At 54.3% G+C, this 16,299-nt stretch carries 19 protein-coding genes; 16 read left to right on the top strand and 3 right to left on the bottom strand.

The features are described from left to right. Positions 1 to 78: 78 nt before the first annotated feature. Positions 79 to 813 carry a phosphoadenosine phosphosulfate reductase gene (cysH, locus tag FDX01_RS18605; protein ID WP_115257608.1) on the top strand — a complete coding sequence of 245 codons (735 nt, stop codon included), beginning with the start codon at positions 79 to 81 and terminating at the stop codon, positions 811 to 813. A 53-nt stretch (positions 814 to 866) separates the two neighbouring features. Here cysH and FDX01_RS18600 read toward each other — a convergent pair whose 3' ends face one another. Beyond that, the gene (locus FDX01_RS18600; protein WP_137400257.1) at positions 867 to 1,904 is read right to left on the bottom strand and encodes an aminopeptidase; all 1,038 of its coding nucleotides are present in this window, start codon (positions 1,902 to 1,904) and stop codon (positions 867 to 869) included. A 254-nt stretch (positions 1,905 to 2,158) separates the two neighbouring features. Here FDX01_RS18600 and cysD point away from each other — a divergent pair, with 254 nt between their 5' ends. The 12 genes from cysD to rpoS all read left to right on the top strand — a co-directional run bounded on the left by cysD (position 2,159) and on the right by rpoS (position 12,079). Beyond that, positions 2,159 to 3,067 carry a sulfate adenylyltransferase subunit CysD gene (gene cysD, locus FDX01_RS18595; RefSeq protein WP_003034152.1) on the top strand — a complete coding sequence of 303 codons (909 nt, stop codon included), beginning with the start codon at positions 2,159 to 2,161 and terminating at the stop codon, positions 3,065 to 3,067. A 9-nt stretch (positions 3,068 to 3,076) separates the two neighbouring features. Then, the gene (cysN, locus tag FDX01_RS18590) at positions 3,077 to 4,504 is read left to right on the top strand and encodes a sulfate adenylyltransferase subunit CysN (protein WP_115257609.1); all 1,428 of its coding nucleotides are present in this window, start codon (positions 3,077 to 3,079) and stop codon (positions 4,502 to 4,504) included. Next, the gene (gene cysC, locus FDX01_RS18585; protein ID WP_137400256.1) at positions 4,504 to 5,109 is read left to right on the top strand and encodes an adenylyl-sulfate kinase; all 606 of its coding nucleotides are present in this window, start codon (positions 4,504 to 4,506) and stop codon (positions 5,107 to 5,109) included. The genes cysN and cysC overlap by 1 nt, the downstream gene beginning before the upstream one ends. 49 nt (positions 5,110 to 5,158) lie before the next feature. After that, complete coding sequence (locus FDX01_RS18580) at positions 5,159 to 5,482, top strand: DUF3561 family protein (protein WP_117343149.1); 324 nt, start codon at positions 5,159 to 5,161, stop codon at positions 5,480 to 5,482. Between the two features lie 219 nt (positions 5,483 to 5,701). Next, the gene (gene ftsB / locus FDX01_RS18575; RefSeq protein ID WP_003034163.1) at positions 5,702 to 6,013 is read left to right on the top strand and encodes a cell division protein FtsB; all 312 of its coding nucleotides are present in this window, start codon (positions 5,702 to 5,704) and stop codon (positions 6,011 to 6,013) included. Positions 6,014 to 6,031: 18 nt separating this feature from the next. Beyond that, the gene (gene ispD, locus FDX01_RS18570; RefSeq protein WP_135911493.1) at positions 6,032 to 6,727 is read left to right on the top strand and encodes a 2-C-methyl-D-erythritol 4-phosphate cytidylyltransferase; all 696 of its coding nucleotides are present in this window, start codon (positions 6,032 to 6,034) and stop codon (positions 6,725 to 6,727) included. 139 nt (positions 6,728 to 6,866) lie between these two features. After that, positions 6,867 to 7,346, top strand: coding sequence for a 2-C-methyl-D-erythritol 2,4-cyclodiphosphate synthase (ispF, locus tag FDX01_RS18565; RefSeq protein ID WP_096755920.1), 480 nt, complete (start codon positions 6,867 to 6,869; stop codon positions 7,344 to 7,346). Next, on the top strand, positions 7,343 to 8,392 hold the full coding sequence (gene truD, locus FDX01_RS18560) for a tRNA pseudouridine(13) synthase TruD (protein ID WP_137400255.1): 1,050 nt from the start codon (positions 7,343 to 7,345) through the stop codon (positions 8,390 to 8,392). The genes ispF and truD overlap by 4 nt, the downstream gene beginning before the upstream one ends. Continuing rightward, complete coding sequence (surE, locus tag FDX01_RS18555; protein ID WP_115257613.1) at positions 8,373 to 9,134, top strand: 5'/3'-nucleotidase SurE; 762 nt, start codon at positions 8,373 to 8,375, stop codon at positions 9,132 to 9,134. Before truD ends, surE begins: the two co-directional genes overlap by 20 nt. Further along, positions 9,128 to 9,754: a protein-L-isoaspartate O-methyltransferase gene (pcm, locus tag FDX01_RS18550; RefSeq protein ID WP_096755923.1), complete on the top strand. Its 627-nt coding sequence runs from the start codon at positions 9,128 to 9,130 to the stop codon at positions 9,752 to 9,754. Before surE ends, pcm begins: the two co-directional genes overlap by 7 nt. A gap of 186 nt (positions 9,755 to 9,940) precedes the next feature. Beyond that, positions 9,941 to 11,023, top strand: a complete 1,083-nt coding sequence (gene nlpD / locus FDX01_RS18545; RefSeq protein ID WP_326929984.1) for a murein hydrolase activator NlpD — start codon at positions 9,941 to 9,943, stop codon at positions 11,021 to 11,023. A gap of 63 nt (positions 11,024 to 11,086) precedes the next feature. Beyond that, a complete protein-coding gene (rpoS, locus tag FDX01_RS18540) occupies positions 11,087 to 12,079 on the top strand; it encodes an RNA polymerase sigma factor RpoS (RefSeq protein WP_000081498.1) in 993 nt (330 codons plus the stop codon). Between the two features lie 72 nt (positions 12,080 to 12,151). On the opposite strand, the gene FDX01_RS18535 is transcribed toward rpoS, so the two are convergent. Continuing rightward, complete coding sequence (locus FDX01_RS18535; protein ID WP_117343152.1) at positions 12,152 to 12,556, bottom strand: MarR family transcriptional regulator; 405 nt, start codon at positions 12,554 to 12,556, stop codon at positions 12,152 to 12,154. Between the two features lie 160 nt (positions 12,557 to 12,716). Here FDX01_RS18535 and FDX01_RS18530 point away from each other — a divergent pair, with 160 nt between their 5' ends. Genes FDX01_RS18530 through FDX01_RS18520 form a run of 3 tightly spaced genes read left to right on the top strand, consistent with a single transcriptional unit; the run spans position 12,717 to position 14,984 of the window. Then, complete coding sequence (locus FDX01_RS18530; RefSeq protein ID WP_117343153.1) at positions 12,717 to 13,310, top strand: non-oxidative hydroxyarylic acid decarboxylases subunit B; 594 nt, start codon at positions 12,717 to 12,719, stop codon at positions 13,308 to 13,310. Further along, positions 13,310 to 14,737, top strand: coding sequence for a non-oxidative hydroxyarylic acid decarboxylases subunit C (locus FDX01_RS18525; protein ID WP_137400254.1), 1,428 nt, complete (start codon positions 13,310 to 13,312; stop codon positions 14,735 to 14,737). The genes FDX01_RS18530 and FDX01_RS18525 overlap by 1 nt, the downstream gene beginning before the upstream one ends. Positions 14,738 to 14,747: 10 nt before the next feature. Continuing rightward, entirely contained in the window at positions 14,748 to 14,984 is a 237-nt protein-coding gene (locus tag FDX01_RS18520; protein WP_096755928.1) for a non-oxidative hydroxyarylic acid decarboxylases subunit D, read from the top strand. A gap of 93 nt (positions 14,985 to 15,077) precedes the next feature. On the opposite strand, the gene mutS is transcribed toward FDX01_RS18520, so the two are convergent. Then, positions 15,078 to 16,299 (bottom strand): DNA mismatch repair protein MutS (gene mutS / locus FDX01_RS23990; protein ID WP_249361019.1); only part of this gene is annotated, 1,222 nt, incomplete at its 5' end.

The raw sequence follows: 16,299 nt of genomic DNA, 5'->3' as shown, positions 1-16,299 counted from the left end.
GGCATAAATGCCTTATCCGGCCTACCGACTGCGTAGGCCGGATAAGCGCAGCACCATCAGGCATAGGATGAGGTAATCATGTCCGTACTCGATCTACACGCATTAAACGACCTACCAAAAGTTGAGCGCGTCATGGCGCTGGCGGAAACCAACAGCCAGCTGGAAAAACTGAGCGCGCAGGATCGTGTGGCGTGGGCGCTGGAGAATCTGCCCGGCGACTACGTGCTCTCTTCAAGCTTTGGTATTCAGGCGGCGGTTAGCCTGCACCTGGTGAATCAGATTCGCCCGGATATCCCGGTGATCCTTACCGATACCGGCTATTTGTTCCCGGAAACCTACCAGTTTATTGACGAGTTAACGGACACGCTCAAACTTAATCTGCAGGTTTACCGGGCAAAAGAGAGTGCCGCCTGGCAGGAAGCGCGCTATGGCAAACTGTGGGAACAGGGCGTTGAAGGCATTGAGAAATACAATGACATCAACAAAGTCGAGCCGATGAACCGGGCGCTGCAAGAACTCAATGCGCAAACCTGGTTTGCCGGCCTGCGTCGTGAGCAATCCGGCAGTCGTGCCCATTTGCCGGTACTGGCTATCCAGCGTGGCGTGTTCAAACTGCTGCCGATCATCGACTGGGACAACCGCACGGTGTACCAGTACCTGCAACAACACGGGCTGAAGTATCATCCGCTGTGGGAGCAAGGCTATCTGTCGGTAGGCGATACCCACACCACCCGTAAATGGGAACCGGGCATGGCGGAAGAAGAGACGCGCTTCTTCGGACTGAAGCGGGAGTGCGGATTGCACGAAGGGTAATCGGTAACAGGCCCGGTAAGCATCTGCATGCTACCGGGCAGGATACGGGTGAATTAGCCCGCCTTTGCCAGCTCTTTGACCAGTGGCAGCATAATGCGTACCACGTCGCGACTGCGGTGCTCAATACGGCCGGGTAACGCTTTATCAATATGCTGCTGGTTATCCAGTCGAACGTCGTGCCAGCTGTTGCCTGCAGGGAATGAGGCGGTTTTGGCTCGCTGCTGATAGCCGTCTTTATTACCCAGACTCCAGTTGGTGGCTTCGACGGAGAGCACGGCAATCCCCGCTTTGTCGAACACCTCCGCATCGTTACAACATCCAGTGCCTTTCGGGTAGTTCTTGTTCAGACCGGGATTAGTGCTGGCGGAGATACCGCGACTGCGTGCAATAGCCAGCGCCCGGTCGCGCGTGAGCTTACGAACCGCTTCAGGTGTTTTTTGCCCGCTGTTGAAATAGAGCTTATCGCCGACGATCAGGTTATCGAGATTAATCACCAGCAGCGTATTTTTCTTCTCGGCGGCGCTCATGCGTTTGAGTACGTTCTCTGCGCCGAGCTTGCCTTCTTCTTCTCCGCTGGTGGCGATAAAGCGGATGCCGTACTCGGTCGGGACATTCTTGAGTTTTTCTGCCAGTTCCAGCATCACGCCGAGACCCGCCGCGTTATCGTCAATCCCTTGTAGCGTTAATCCACCGAGATTGGCATCGGAGTCGGCATCGCTTTGCGGCGCGTAGGTATCAAGGTGCGCCATAATAATAATCTGCTGCGGTGCCTTACCTTCATGTGCTGCAATTACCGTGCTACCCGTTACGTTATGCCAGTTTTTATGGTTATTTTTGGCGGTATACACATAGCGGCTATTAAACGTCCGAATATCACTGCTGTATCCCATCTGCTGAAACTGCTGACGTAAATAATCGGCAGACAACATTTCTGCAGGCGAGCCCGTCACGCGGCCAGGAAAAAACGTTGCAATATGGCGGGCCTGGAAGTTGGCGATATCTCCGGGCTTCGAAGAGGTTGCCTGTGCGGGAAGGATAAAGCACACGCCGAGCGCCAGGGCAGCAGGAAAGTGGCGCAATGCGGAAAACATAGTGAGTCCTTAAATACCAAGCATAAATTTTTACCCGCTAGTATGAAACCGTGATCGGGGTAAAACAATTTCATTTGCTCCTAAATGCCCGAAATCCGGCGGCTTAAGCACTTTTTGATATTTGCTTTTCCAGATCGTTATTCCTTTGAGGAACTACTCATTCCAATTCGTAATTTCATTCGTTCTCTTGCCCTCCCTATAGTCGAGTTATCTGAGCATCGTTAGAACAATAACGGCATTACATAGGAACGGTTATGGATCAAAAACGACTTACCCACCTGCGGCAACTGGAAGCGGAAAGCATCCATATTATTCGTGAGGTGGCCGCCGAGTTTTCTAATCCGGTGATGATGTATTCCATCGGCAAAGACTCCAGCGTAATGCTGCATCTGGCGCGCAAAGCGTTTTATCCCGGCACGCTGCCGTTCCCGTTGCTACATGTGGACACCGGCTGGAAATTCAGCGAGATGTATGAATTCCGTGACCGTACAGCCAAGGCTTACGGCTGCGAGTTGTTGGTGCATAAAAACCCGGAAGGGGTGGCGATGGGGATTAACCCGTTTGTCCACGGCAGCGCCAAGCATACCGACATCATGAAAACCGAAGGGCTGAAGCAGGCGCTGAACAAATACGGCTTTGACGCCGCGTTCGGTGGTGCCCGCCGCGATGAAGAGAAATCGCGTGCCAAAGAGCGAATTTATTCCTTCCGCGATCGTTTTCATCGCTGGGACCCGAAAAACCAGCGTCCGGAACTGTGGCACAACTACAACGGGCAGATTAACAAAGGCGAAAGCATTCGCGTGTTCCCGCTTTCGAACTGGACCGAACAGGATATCTGGCAGTACATCTGGTTGGAAAATATCGACATTGTGCCGCTGTACCTGGCCGCGGAGCGCCCGGTGCTGGAACGTGATGGCATGCTGATGATGATCGATGACGACAGGATCGATCTGCAACCCGGTGAGGTTATCAAAAAACGCATGGTGCGTTTCCGCACGCTTGGCTGCTGGCCGCTTACCGGCGCCGTGGAGTCAAACGCGCAGACGCTGCCGGAAATTATCGAAGAAATGCTGGTCTCAACCACCAGTGAACGTCAGGGCCGCGTGATTGACCGCGACCAGGCTGGCTCCATGGAGCTGAAGAAACGTCAGGGGTATTTCTAAGGAGCCGCCATGAACACGACACTTGCACAACAAATTGCTAATGAAGGCGGCGTTGAAGCCTGGATGGTTGCCCAGCAACACAAAAGCCTGCTGCGCTTTTTAACCTGTGGCAGCGTGGATGATGGGAAAAGCACGCTGATTGGCCGCCTGCTGCACGACACGCGCCAGATTTACGAAGATCAGCTCTCAACGCTGCATAACGACAGCAAACGTCATGGTACCCAGGGTGAGAAACTGGATCTGGCGCTGCTGGTTGACGGGTTACAGGCCGAGCGTGAGCAGGGGATCACCATCGACGTGGCCTACCGCTATTTCTCCACGGAGAAACGCAAATTTATTATCGCCGATACGCCAGGGCATGAGCAGTACACCCGGAACATGGCCACCGGTGCGTCCACATGCGATCTGGCGATCCTGCTGATTGATGCACGTAAAGGTGTGCTGGACCAGACTCGCCGCCACAGTTTTATCTCCACGCTGCTGGGGATCAAACATCTGGTGGTGGCGATCAATAAAATGGATCTGGTGAGCTTCAGCGAAGAAACATTTACCCGCATTCGCGAAGATTATCTGACCTTTGCCGAACAGTTGCCGGGCAATCTGGATATTCGCTTTGTGCCGCTTTCTGCGCTGGAAGGCGACAACGTGGCCTCCCAGAGTAAAAACATGCCATGGTATAGCGGCCCGACGCTGCTGGAGGTACTGGAAACGGTAGAGATCCAGCGTGCTGTTGAGGCCCAACCGATGCGTTTCCCGGTACAGTATGTGAATCGCCCGAACCTGGATTTTCGTGGTTATGCCGGAACTCTTGCCTCCGGTCGCGTAACGGTAGGCCAGCGAATCAAAGTGCTACCGTCTGGCGTTGAATCAAGCGTCGCGCGGATCGTCACCTTTGACGGCGACCTCCAGGAAGCGCATGCGGGCGAAGCGATTACTCTGGTACTGAAAGATGAAATCGACATCAGCCGTGGCGACCTGTTGCTGGATGCTCGCGAAGTCTTGCCTGCGGTACAGCATGCTGCCGTTGACGTGGTATGGATGGCGGAACAACCACTGTCGGAAGGTCAGAGCTATGACATCAAAGTCGCGGGCAAAAAGACGCGTGCCCGCGTAGATAACGTGCAGTATCAGGTTGATATCAATAACCTGACTCAGCGTGAGGTCGACGCGTTGCCGCTGAATGGTATTGGCCTGGTTAATTTGACGTTTGATGAACCGCTGGTACTGGATACCTATCAGCATAACCCAGTGACGGGCGGCCTGATTATTATTGACCGCCTGACCAACGTCACCGTGGGGGCGGGACTGATCCGCGAACCCATCGAGCAGCAACAGGCCACGACATCCCCGTTCAGCGCGTTTGAACTGGAACTGAATGCACTGGTGCGTCGTCACTTCCCGCACTGGAATGCACGTGATTTGCTGGGAGGAAAGTAATGGCGCAGCATGACGAAAACGTCGTCTGGCATGCCCATCCCGTTACGCCGCAACAGCGAGAGCAACGCCACGGTCACCGTGGTGTTGTGCTGTGGTTTACCGGGCTCTCCGGCTCGGGTAAATCGACGGTGGCAGGGGCGCTGGAAGAAGCACTATACAATCTGGGCGTCAGTACCTATCTGCTGGATGGCGACAACGTGCGCCATGGCCTGTGCAGCGATCTGGGTTTTAGCGACGCCGATCGCAAAGAGAACATCCGGCGGGTGGGGGAAGTCGCTAGTCTGATGGTGGATGCCGGGCTGGTGGTGCTGACGGCATTTATCTCCCCGCATCGCGCTGAGCGGCAAATGGTCCGCGAGTGCGTCGGCGAGGGGCGTTTTATCGAGGTGTTTGTCGATACGCCGCTGGCGACATGCGAAGCCCGCGATCCGAAAGGGCTGTATAAAAAAGCGCGAGCGGGTGAACTGCGCAATTTCACCGGAATTGACGCGGTGTACGAAGCGCCTGAATCGCCAGAGATTCACCTTGATGGTGAACAATTGGTAACAAATTTGGTTCCTCAATTATTAGACCTGCTGAGGCAGCAAGATATTATCAGATCCTGAGACATCCCCGAGCTTATCGGCTCGGTCAGTCAAGGTCACAGGATTAGCTATGCGTAACAGCCATAACATTACTATTGCAGAGTCAGACACCTTCAATGCCGACGACGAAACCATCTGGTCACTACCGGGGGCCGTGGTCGGTTTTGTGGCGTGGTTGCTGGCGCTGGGCATTCCATGTCTTATGTATGGCCCTAACACGCTGTTTTTCTTCCTCTATACCTGGCCGTTTTTCCTTGCATTGCTGCCTGTCGCGATTGTGGCGGGAATCGCCCTGCACTCGTTATTGAAGGGACGATTGTTCCTGAGCATGACGTGTACCCTGCTGACGGTGGGGCTGATGTTCGGGGCATTGTTTATGTGGCTGCTGGGCTAGGCTATCTCCCTTCTCTTTATATGGCTACTGAGGCTGAAACGCGGACTGGTCATAATTCAAACCGTAACCAACAATGAGATTATGTTCTCCTTACACGGGGTATACGTAACAACGAGCAAATGTGGTACATTTGCCCGCGTTGTCGCGGTATTCCCGCCTGTAGACGGAGAGTCGTCTGCGGATGTTTTGGGATGATGATGCCGTTTTTCAGGGGGCAGGATGGGTAAACTAACGCTGCTGTTGCTGGCTTTATTGGTCTGGCTTCAGTATTCGCTGTGGTTCGGTAAGAACGGCATACATGACTATAGCCGCGTCAACGATGATGTGGCTGCGCAGCAAGCGACAAATGCGAAACTTAAAGCGCGTAACGATCAGCTGTTTGCCGAAATTGACGATCTCAATGGCGGTCAGGAAGCGATTGAAGAGCGTGCGCGCAACGAACTCAGCATGACCAAGCCGGGCGAAACCTTTTATCGTCTGGTGCCTGACGCGTCTAAACGCGCTCAGACTGCAGGGCAAAACAATCGATAAACCAGCCAAGGATTTAACATGGCAGCCACTTTATTGGACGTTTGCGCCGTGGTACCGGCTGCCGGATTTGGCCGCCGAATGCAATCGGAGTGTCCTAAGCAGTATCTCTCCATCGGCAATAAAACCATTCTTGAACACTCGGTTGCTGCGCTACTGGCGCATCCCCGGGTGACGCATGTCGTCATTGCTATCAGCCCTGGCGACAGCCGCTTTGCAGAACTTCCTCTGGCAGCGCACCCGCAAATCACCGTGGTGGATGGCGGCAATGAGCGCGCCGATTCAGTGCTGGCCGGTTTGCAGGCCGTCGGAAATGCCCGCTGGGTGCTGGTGCATGATGCAGCCAGACCGTGCCTGCATCAGGACGATTTATCTCGTTTACTGGCGATAAGCGAAACCAGTCGTACAGGTGGGATCCTTGCCGCACCGGTGCGCGATACCATGAAACGCGCGGAACCGGGCAAAACTGACATTGCCCATACGGTCGAACGTACTGACTTATGGCACGCGTTGACGCCGCAGTTTTTCCCCCGCGAGTTATTACACCACTGCCTGGCCCGAGCACTCAACGAAGGCGCGACCATTACTGATGAGGCCTCGGCGCTGGAATATTGCGGCTTTCATCCACAGCTTGTCGAAGGACGCGCTGATAATATTAAAGTTACTCGTCCGGAAGATCTGGCGCTTGCGGAATTTTATCTGACCCGAAGAATCTAGACACAAAATCATTCAAGCTGCATCGAGGCGGCAACTGAGTGAATCCCCAGGAGCTTACCTAAGTAAGTGACTGGGATGAACAAAGGCAGCCAACAAAGAGGCCGCTTGAAGGATGATGTGTATATCAGGAGAATGCATAATGCGAATTGGACACGGTTTTGATGTACACGCCTTTGGCGGCGTAGGCCCAATTATCATTGGTGGCGTGCGCATCCCGTACGAAAAGGGGCTGCTGGCGCATTCTGATGGCGACGTCGCGTTACATGCGCTGACTGATGCGCTGCTGGGCGCGGCAGCGCTGGGCGATATCGGTAAACTGTTCCCGGACACCGATCCGGCCTTTAAAGGGGCAGATAGCCGCGAATTATTACGTGAAGCCTGGCGTCGTATTCAGGCCAAAGGCTACACGCTCGGCAATGTGGATGTGACCATTATTGCGCAGGCACCGAAGATGCTGCCGCACATTCCACAAATGCGCGTGTTTATTGCCGAAGATCTTGGCTGTCATATGGATGATGTTAACGTGAAAGCGACCACCACGGAGAAACTCGGTTTTACCGGGCGTGGGGAAGGGATTGCCTGTGAAGCGGTGGCGTTACTCATAAAGGCTGCAAAATGACAGAGTTTGAAAATCTGACGTATCTCCACGGTAAACCGCAGGGCCGTGGCGTATTGAAGGCGAATCCAGAAGACTTTGTGGTGGTCGAAGATTTAGGCTTTGAACCGGACGGAGAAGGCGAACACGTTCTGGTACGCATCCTGAAGAACGGCTGTAACACTCGTTTTGTCGCCGATGCACTGGCCAAGTTTTTGAAAATTCATGCCCGTGAAGTCAGCTTCGCCGGGCAGAAAGATAAGCATGCGGTCACTGAACAGTGGCTGTGCGCGCGCGTGCCGGGCAATGTCATGCCTGATTTAAGCAAATTTGAGCTTGAAGGCTGTAAAGTGCTGGAGTACGCCCGTCACAAGCGTAAGCTGCGTTTAGGTGCCTTGAAAGGTAACGGCTTTACGGTGGTGCTGCGTGAAGTCAGCGATCGCGCTGACGTTGAAGCACGTTTGCAGGCTATTCTCGAGCGCGGCGTACCGAACTATTTTGGTGCCCAACGTTTTGGCATCGCCGGCAGTAACCTGCAAGGGGCGCTGCGCTGGGCGCAAAGCGATGCACCGGTGCGCGATCGCAATAAACGCAGTTTTTGGTTGTCGGCAGCCCGCAGTGCGTTGTTTAATCAAATAGTCAATGAACGATTGAAAAAAACAGACTTTAATCAAGTTGTTGACGGCGATGCGCTACAATTGTCTGGACGCGGAAGTTGGTTTGTTGCCACTACTGAAGAACAAGCTGAATTACAGCGTCGCGTTAATGAAAGAGAATTAATGATTACAGCGGCATTACCCGGCTGCGGTGAGTGGGGAACTCAGCGCGATGCGCTGGCGTTTGAACAGGCCGCCATTGCCGATGAAAGCGTGCTGCAGTCTTTATTATTGCGTGAGAACGTCGACGCATCGCGTCGCGCTATGCTGCTGTACCCACAACAATTAAGCTGGAACTGGTGGGATGACGTAACCGTTGAGTTACGCTTCTGGCTACCGGCAGGTAGCTTTGCCACCAGTGTAGTAAGGGAACTTATTAACACAACGGGTGATTATGCGTATATTGCTGAGTAACGATGATGGGGTCCACGCGCCCGGTATACAAACGCTGGCGAAAGCGCTGCGTGAGTTTGCTGACGTACAGGTAGTTGCCCCGGATCGTAACCGCAGTGGCGCGTCTAACTCGCTGACGCTGGAATCTTCGCTTCGCACCTTCACCTATGAAAACGGTGATATCGCCGTGCAAATGGGCACGCCTACCGACTGCGTCTATCTGGGCGTAAACGCGTTAATGCGTCCGCGTCCGGACATCGTAGTTTCCGGGATTAACGCCGGTCCTAATCTGGGTGACGATGTTATCTATTCTGGAACCGTTGCGGCAGCGATGGAAGGCCGGCACCTGGGCTTTCCCGCGCTGGCGGTCTCACTGGATGGTCATAAACACTACGATACCGCAGCCGCGATTACCTGCCGCATTTTACGTGCGCTGAGCCGCGAACCGCTGCGTACCGGGCGTATTCTGAATATCAACGTCCCGGACTTGCCGCTGGATCAGATTAAAGGTATTCGCGTTACCCGCTGCGGCAGTCGCCATCCGGCGGATCAGGTTATTCCACAGCAGGACCCGCGCGGTAACACGTTGTACTGGATTGGGCCGCCGGGCGAAAAATGCGATGCCGGGCCGGATACGGACTTTGCTGCCGTCGATGAAGGCTATGTTTCTGTCACGCCGCTGCATGTTGATTTAACCGCATACGGCGCGCATCAGGTTGTTTCTGATTGGTTAGACAGCGTGGGAGTCGACACGCAATGGTAAGCAGACGCGTACACACTCTTCTTGAACAATTACGTGCGCAGGGCATCAGAGATGAGCTTGTCCTTGATGCGCTCGCCGCCGTGCCGCGTGAAAAATTCATTGATGAGGCGTTTGAACATAAGGCCTGGGAAAACATCGCCCTGCCCATTGGTCAGGGGCAGACGATTTCGCAGCCTTATATGGTCGCACGTATGACCGAGTTGCTTGAGCTGACGCCACAATCGCGGGTGCTGGAAATCGGCACCGGTTCCGGTTACCAGACAGCGATTCTGGCGCATCTGGTGCAGCATGTGTGTTCTGTCGAGCGCATTAAAGGTTTGCAGTGGCAGGCGCGTCGTCGCCTGAAGCAGCTTGATTTACATAATGTTTCGACCCGTCATGGTGATGGATGGCAAGGCTGGCAGGCACGAGCGCCGTTTGACGCCATCATTGTGACAGCAGCACCGCCGGAAATCCCTACCGCGTTAATGACGCAGTTGGATGAAGGCGGCATTCTCGTCTTACCCGTGGGCGACGAGCACCAGTATTTGAAACGGGTGCGTCGTCGGGGAGGCGAATTTATTATCGATACCGTGGAGGCTGTACGCTTCGTACCCTTAGTTAAAGGGGAGTTAGCGTAGATATAGGTTCTGAATACCTGGAGTTTTCCTGGATATTCTGGAATTAGTAAGCGTATCGTGGTCACGTTTTCCAGTGTCCAGCCCGATGCCTTGCACGGTGATTACGTCACTGGTTGTTAACCAAATTTTCCTGGGGGATAAATGAGCGCGGGAAGCCACAAATTTACCGTTCGCCGCATGGCGGCATTGTCACTGGTTTCGTTATGGCTGGCAGGCTGTTCTAACACCTCGAATCCGCCTGCGCCGGTCAACTCTGTTGATGGCGGTGCGCCAACGAACACCAATTCTGGCATGCTAATCACGCCTCCACCTAAAATGGGCACGACGGCGACCGCACAGCAAACGCCGCAGATCCAACCGGTGCAGCGTCCAACCACGCAGTCAACACAAATTCAGCCCGTTGCGCAGCAGCCTGTACAGATGGAAAACGGACGCATTGTGTACAACCGTAAGTATGGGAACATTCCGAAAGGGAGCTATACCGGCGGCAGCACCTATACAGTTAAGAAAGGTGACACACTTTTCTATATTGCCTGGATAACCGGGAACGATTTCCGTGACCTCGCACAACGCAATAACGTTCCGGCCCCGTATGGCCTGAATGTGGGACAAACTCTGCAAGTGGGCAACGCATCGGGTGCGCCGATTACCGGCGGCAATGCCATCACCCAGGCGGATGCAGCACAGCAAGGAGTTGTGACCAACCCTGCACAAAATTCCACCGTCGCTGTTGCTTCGAAACCAACAATTACGTATTCTGAGGATTCAGGTGAACAAAGTGCTAACAAAATGTTGCCGAACAACAAGCCTGCTGGGACAGTTGTCACAGCGCCAGTAACGGCACCAGCAGTTAGCGCAACCGAATCGACTGCAAGCTCAACGTCTACCAGTGCGCCAATCTCCACCTGGCGTTGGCCGACTGACGGTAAAGTGATTGAAAACTTTGCGGCTACCGAAGGTGGCAATAAAGGGATCGACATTGCAGGCAGTAAGGGACAGGCTATTGTCGCGACCGCAGATGGACGCGTCGTATATGCCGGTAACGCACTGCGCGGTTACGGTAATCTTATTATCATCAAACACAACGATGATTACCTGAGTGCCTACGCCCATAACGATACAATGCTGGTTCGGGAGCAACAAGAAATCAAGGCGGGGCAGAAAATAGCTACCATGGGTAGCACCGGAACCAGTTCTACACGCTTGCATTTTGAAATTCGTTACAAGGGGAAATCCGTAAACCCGCTGCGCTATTTACCGCAGCGATAATTCGGCGGAACCAGGCTTTCACTTGCTTGTTCCGTTTAGGGATCACGGGTAGGAGCCACCTTTATGAGTCAGAATACGCTGAAAGTTCATGATTTAAATGAAGACGCGGAATTTGATGAGAACGGAGTAGAGGCTTTTGATGAAAAAGCCTTGAGTGAAGAGGAACCCAGTGATAACGACCTGGCTGAAGAGGAGCTGTTATCGCAAGGGGCCACACAGCGTGTGTTGGACGCGACTCAGCTTTACCTTGGTGAGATTGGTTATTCGCCACTGTTAACAGCCGAAGAAGAAGTGTATTTCGCGCGTCGCGCATTGCGTGGAGATGTAGCCTCTCGCCGTCGCATGATTGAAAGTAACCTGCGTCTGGTGGTTAAAATTGCCCGTCGTTATGGCAATCGTGGTCTGGCATTGCTGGATCTGATTGAAGAGGGCAATCTGGGGCTTATCCGTGCCGTCGAGAAGTTTGACCCGGAGCGCGGGTTCCGCTTCTCAACATACGCAACCTGGTGGATCCGCCAGACGATCGAACGGGCGATTATGAACCAAACCCGTACGATCCGACTGCCGATCCATATAGTAAAAGAGCTGAACGTCTATCTGCGTACCGCGCGTGAGTTGTCGCATAAACTGGACCACGAACCGAGCGCAGAAGAGATTGCTGAACAACTGGATAAACCGGTTGATGACGTCAGCCGTATGCTCCGACTCAACGAGCGCATTACCTCGGTAGACACCCCGCTGGGTGGAGATTCCGAAAAAGCGTTGCTGGATATTCTGGCCGACGAAAAGGAAAACGGTCCGGAAGACACCACGCAAGACGATGATATGAAACAGAGCATCGTCAAATGGCTGTTCGAACTGAACGCCAAACAGCGTGAAGTGCTGGCACGTCGTTTCGGTCTGCTGGGGTATGAAGCTGCGACACTGGAAGATGTGGGCCGTGAAATTGGTCTCACTCGTGAACGTGTTCGTCAGATTCAGGTTGAAGGTCTGCGTCGTCTGCGTGAAATCCTGCAGACACAGGGACTGAATATCGAAGCGCTGTTCCGCGAGTAAGCACAGTTCTATCAAGAAAGGCCAGTCTCAGTGAGGCTGGCCTTTTTCTTGGTTTATTGCCATCCGGCAGAATTACCCCATCATCTTGCGTACCAGTTGCGTGAACTGTTCACGCTCTTCCTCGCTCAACCTGCCCAGAAACTCATCATCAACGCTATCGCCCAGTGGCGCTGCGCTTGCCAGTAGTGCCTCACCTTGCTCAGTCAAATAGACAAACCGACGACGCTTATCCGCCGGGAAGTGTTCACGCCTGACCAGCTCACGCTTTTCCATACGGCTCAGCAGCTCGGCAAGCGTGGCCTTGGTGCAGACCGCGGCTTCGGTGAGAGCAACCTGTTCAATGCCGGGATGCTCGGCAATAGCGCGCATCACTGCGTACTGCGGCTTGGTGAGCTCCGGTAATTCGTGCTGCCAGCGTGACGTATGCTGCTGGAAAAGCTGACGTAACAGGTGAAAGGCTTTATTTCGTAACGGCATAGGGACTCCGGGATCGCGGTCGGCTTCTATCATAGCGGGTAATGCGCCATTTTTTAACGATCGTTTCTTTAGCTATCTGTGCGAGTCACCCTTGCCTGAAATGTATCGAGAGCGTATTTTAGCTAAAATGTTCGTACACGAACAAATATTGAGGGGCTGAATGAGACTGATCGTAGGGATGACCGGTGCAACGGGAGCACCGCTTGGTGTGTCGCTGCTACAGGCGCTGCGGGAAATGCCGGAGGTGGAAACACATCTGGTGCTGTCGAAGTGGGCGAAAACCACCATTGAACTGGAAACGCCTTATAGCGTCCGCGAGGTGTCTGCGCTGGCGGATTATTGCCACAACCCGGCGGACCAGGCGGCGACGATCTCTTCCGGCTCATTTCACACCAACGGCATGATTATTATCCCCTGCAGCATGAAAACGCTGGCCGGGATCCGCGCAGGCTATGCCGAAGGGCTGGTGGGCCGTGCTGCCGACGTGGTGCTGAAGGAAGGTCGCAAACTGGTGCTGGTGCCGCGTGAAATGCCGCTGAGTACCCTCCATCTGGAGAATATGCTCGCACTTTCCCGCATGGGCGTCGCGATGGTGCCGCCGATGCCCGCGTTTTATAACCATCCCCAAACGATCGACGACATCACGCAGCACATTGTGGCGCGCGTCCTCGATCAGTTTGGTCTGGAACATCCGAACGCCCGTCGCTGGCAGGGTTTACGACCGGCGCAGAATTTTTCACAGGAGAATGAATAATGGCATTTGATGATTTGCGCGGTTTCTTGCAGGCGCTGGACGACCAGGGGCAATTGCTGAAAATCAGCGAAGAGGTGAACGCTGAGCCGGATCTGGCCGCGGCCGCTAATGCGACCGGGCGTATCGGCGACGGCGCACCGGCGCTGTGGTTTGACAATATTCGTGGCTTTACCGACGCCCGTGTGGCGATGAACACCATCGGCTCATGGCAAAACCACGCCATTTCGATGGGGCTGCCGATCAATACGCCGGTCAGAAAACAGATTGATGAGTTTATCCGACGCTGGGATAAATTTCCGATTGCCCCGGAGCGCCGTGCGAACCCGGCATGGGCTGAGAATACTGTCGACGGCGAAGACATTAATCTGTTCGACATTCTGCCGCTGTTTCGTTTGAACGACGGCGACGGGGGCTTCTATCTCGACAAAGCTTGCGTGGTGTCGCGCGATCCGCTGGATCCGGATAACTTCGGCAAGCAAAACGTCGGCATCTACCGCATGGAAGTGAAGGGCAAACGTAAGCTTGGCTTACAGCCGGTTCTGATGCACGACATCGCGCTGCATCTGCATAAAGCCGAAGAACGCGGTGAAGATCTGCCGATTGCCATCACCCTGGGTAACGATCCGATCATTACCCTAATGGGCGCTACGCCGCTGAAGTACGATCAGTCTGAATATGAGATGGCGGGTGCGCTGCGTGAAAGCCCATACCCGATCGCCACCGCGCCGCTCACCGGTTTTGACGTGCCGTGGGGTTCTGAGGTGATCCTCGAAGGTGTAATCGAAAGCCGCAAACGTGAAATCGAAGGCCCGTTTGGTGAGTTTACCGGTCACTATTCCGGGGGGCGCAATATGACGGTGGTGCGTATTGATAAAGTCTCTTATCGCACCAAACCGATTTTTGAATCGCTGTATTTGGGTATGCCGTGGACCGAAATCGACTACCTGATGGGACCTGCGACCTGTGTGCCGTTGTATCAGCAACTGAAAGCGGAATTCCCGGAGGTACAGGCGGTGAATGCCATGTACACCCACGGTCTGCTGGCGATTATCTCGACTAAAAAACGCTATGGCGGCTTTGCCCGCGCGGTCGGCCTGCGGGCGATGACCACGCCGCACGGTCTGGGCTACGTGAAGATGGTGATTATGGTGGATGAGGACGTTGACCCGTTCAACCTGCCGCAGGTGATGTGGGCGCTGTCGTCGAAGGTCAACCCGGCAGGCGATCTGGTGCAGTTACCGAACATGTCGGTGCTGGAGTTGGATCCGGGTTCCAGCCCGGCAGGGATCACCGATAAGCTGATCATTGATGCCACTACCCCGGTTGCACCGGATAACCGTGGTCACTACAGCCAGCCGGTATGCGATTTACCGGAAACCAAAGCCTGGGCTGAAAAGCTGACCGCCATGCTGGCTAACCGTAAATAAGGAGTAGCAGATGATTTGTCCACGTTGTGCTGATGAACATATTGAAGTGATGGCAACCTCGCCGGTGAAAGGCGTCTGGACGGTATACCAGTGCCAGCACTGCCTGTACACCTGGCGTGATACCGAGCCGCTACGCCGTACCAGTCGCGAACATTACCCGCAGGCGTTTCGCATGACGCAAAAAGATATCGATGACGCGCCAATGGTGCCGAGCATCCCGCCGCTGCTGGCGGAAGGTAAGCGCTAATCAAAATGCCGGGTGCTGCTTTGCCTTGCCCGGCTTGCATATAGCGGTATTTTGTAGGCCCGATGAGCGCAGCGACATCGGGCACAACGAGTGTTACACCAGGCTTTTCAACCGATAAATCCATTCCAGCGCCTGACGCGGCGTCAGGGAATCCGGGTCGAGATTTTCCAGCGCTTCTACAGCGGGAGATGTTTCTTCCGGTGCTGAAAGTAGCGACATTTGCGTCCCGTCTACCTGGGTCGCGGCGGCATTTGGCGTAATGCTTTCCAGTTCGCGCAGTTTTTGCCGCGCACGTTTGATGACGTCTTTCGGCACACCGGCCAGCGCAGCGACGGCAAGACCATAGCTTTTGCTTGCCGCACCATCCTGCACACTATGCATAAAGGCAATCGTATCGCCGTGCTCTAATGCGTCCAAATGCACATTGGCAACGCCTTCCATCTTCTCTGCTAACTGAGTCAGTTCAAAGTAGTGGGTTGCGAACAGCGTCAATGCCTTGATTTTATTGGCAAGATTTTCTGCGCACGCCCATGCCAGCGACAGACCGTCATAGGTGGAGGTGCCGCGCCCAATCTCATCCATCAACACCAGGCTGTTCTCGGTGGCGTTATGCAAAATATTGGCGGTTTCGGTCATCTCAACCATAAAGGTCGAACGACCGGACGCCAGGTCATCCGCTGCGCCCACGCGGGTAAAGATGCGATCGATCGGACCAATCTCAACCTTTTGTGCCGGAACATAGCTGCCGATGTAGGCCAGTAGGGCGATCAGTGCGGTCTGGCGCATATAGGTACTTTTACCGCCCATATTCGGCCCGGTGATGATCAACATCCGGCGCTGAGGTGAAAGATTCAGCGGGTTGGCAATAAACGGTTCGGTCAGCACCTTTTCAACCACCGGATGACGGCCTTCGGTAATACGAATGCCGGGTTTATCGGTGAAGGTCGGGCAGGTGTAATTCAGGGTATAAGCCCGTTCGGCCAGATTGACCAGCACGTCGAGCTCGGCCAGCGCGCTGGCGCTCTGCTGTAAATCCGCCAGGTGTGGTAACAGCATGTCGAAGAGTTCGTCGTACAGCTGTTTTTCCAGCGCCAACGCTTTACCCTTCGAGGTCAGGACTTTGTCTTCGTACTCTTTGAGTTCAGGAATGATGTAGCGTTCGGCATTTTTTAGCGTCTGGCGGCGCACGTAGTTAATGGGCGCCAGATGGCTTTGACCGCGGCTGATCTGAATGTAGTAACCGTGTACACCGTTAAATCCAACCTTAAGCGTGTCCAGCCCGGTGCGTTCACGCTCGCGGATCTCCAGTCGGTCA

Origin of the sequence: Citrobacter sp. wls613 (assembly GCF_005281195.1) — a bacterium.
In the GTDB taxonomy this organism is placed as follows: domain Bacteria; phylum Pseudomonadota; class Gammaproteobacteria; order Enterobacterales; family Enterobacteriaceae; genus Citrobacter; species Citrobacter gillenii.
The sequence above is the reverse complement of the archived record's forward strand: the minus strand, read 5'-3'. Positions and strand labels throughout refer to the sequence as shown.

Excerpts from the sequence above, each read along its gene's own strand:
- cysH (WP_115257608.1), top strand. The coding sequence starts at position 79 with ATGTCCGTACTCGATCTACACGCATTAAACGACCTACCAAAAGTTGAG.
- FDX01_RS18600 (WP_137400257.1), bottom strand. The coding sequence starts at position 1,904 with ATGTTTTCCGCATTGCGCCACTTTCCTGCTGCCCTGGCGCTCGGCGTG.
- cysD (WP_003034152.1), top strand. The coding sequence starts at position 2,159 with ATGGATCAAAAACGACTTACCCACCTGCGGCAACTGGAAGCGGAAAGC.
- cysN (WP_115257609.1), top strand. The coding sequence starts at position 3,077 with ATGAACACGACACTTGCACAACAAATTGCTAATGAAGGCGGCGTTGAA.
- cysC (WP_137400256.1), top strand. The coding sequence starts at position 4,504 with ATGGCGCAGCATGACGAAAACGTCGTCTGGCATGCCCATCCCGTTACG.
- FDX01_RS18580 (WP_117343149.1), top strand. The coding sequence starts at position 5,159 with ATGCGTAACAGCCATAACATTACTATTGCAGAGTCAGACACCTTCAAT.
- ftsB (WP_003034163.1), top strand. The coding sequence starts at position 5,702 with ATGGGTAAACTAACGCTGCTGTTGCTGGCTTTATTGGTCTGGCTTCAG.
- ispD (WP_135911493.1), top strand. The coding sequence starts at position 6,032 with ATGGCAGCCACTTTATTGGACGTTTGCGCCGTGGTACCGGCTGCCGGA.
- ispF (WP_096755920.1), top strand. The coding sequence starts at position 6,867 with ATGCGAATTGGACACGGTTTTGATGTACACGCCTTTGGCGGCGTAGGC.
- truD (WP_137400255.1), top strand. The coding sequence starts at position 7,343 with ATGACAGAGTTTGAAAATCTGACGTATCTCCACGGTAAACCGCAGGGC.
- surE (WP_115257613.1), top strand. The coding sequence starts at position 8,373 with ATGCGTATATTGCTGAGTAACGATGATGGGGTCCACGCGCCCGGTATA.
- pcm (WP_096755923.1), top strand. The coding sequence starts at position 9,128 with ATGGTAAGCAGACGCGTACACACTCTTCTTGAACAATTACGTGCGCAG.
- rpoS (WP_000081498.1), top strand. The coding sequence starts at position 11,087 with ATGAGTCAGAATACGCTGAAAGTTCATGATTTAAATGAAGACGCGGAA.
- FDX01_RS18535 (WP_117343152.1), bottom strand. The coding sequence starts at position 12,556 with ATGCCGTTACGAAATAAAGCCTTTCACCTGTTACGTCAGCTTTTCCAG.
- FDX01_RS18530 (WP_117343153.1), top strand. The coding sequence starts at position 12,717 with ATGAGACTGATCGTAGGGATGACCGGTGCAACGGGAGCACCGCTTGGT.
- FDX01_RS18525 (WP_137400254.1), top strand. The coding sequence starts at position 13,310 with ATGGCATTTGATGATTTGCGCGGTTTCTTGCAGGCGCTGGACGACCAG.
- FDX01_RS18520 (WP_096755928.1), top strand. The coding sequence starts at position 14,748 with ATGATTTGTCCACGTTGTGCTGATGAACATATTGAAGTGATGGCAACC.